The 670-nt window shown below is 28.5% G+C and carries 1 protein-coding gene; it reads right to left on the bottom strand.

The window, feature by feature from the left end:
- On the bottom strand, window positions 1-670 hold a 670-nt coding region (gene rfbG / locus GQX97_RS13590), incomplete at both ends, for a CDP-glucose 4,6-dehydratase (RefSeq protein WP_157152312.1).

Here is a 670-nt window from a genome sequence, read left to right as displayed (position 1 = left end):
ATTGATTTTTTATTAGCTAAATTATAGCATACTAATAAATATCCATAAAGTACATCAAGTACATGCTGCCAAGGTCTTACACTATTTGGATTTCTAAGTTCAACTGGAATATTTTTTTCTATGGCTCTTACTATATCAGGTATTATTCTATTGTCAGCAAAATCTCCTCCACCTATAACATTYCCTGCTCTCACACTAGCTATATTAACATCTTTAAAAAATGACTTCTTATAACTTTTTATTGCTATTTCAGCACATGCCTTAGAAGCAGAATAAGGGTCATGACCTCMTAAAGCATCATTTTCTCTATACCCCCATACCCACTCTTTATTATCATAAACTTTATCTGTTGTAATCATTACAGCACATTCTAAATTACTTAATTCTCTCATAGATTCCATTAGATTAATGGTGCCAATTACATTAGTTTCAAATGTATATACTGGCCTATTRTAGCTATCTATAACAAGAGGCTGTGCTGCCAAATGAAATATAATATCTGGATTTATTTCATTTACTATAGCTTTTATTTTTTCTAAATCTCTAATATCTTGTATATATGATTTAACTTCATTATCTAACTTAATTAAATTGTATAATGATAAATTATCTGATTCTAAAGATATACCGTATACTTTTGATCCAAGAGTTAAAAGTAGTTTTGAAAACC

It is taken from the genome of Brachyspira sp. SAP_772 (genome assembly GCF_009755885.1).
In the GTDB taxonomy this organism is placed as follows: Bacteria; Spirochaetota; Brachyspiria; order Brachyspirales; family Brachyspiraceae; genus Brachyspira.
This window is presented reverse-complemented; position numbering and strand designations above follow the sequence as displayed.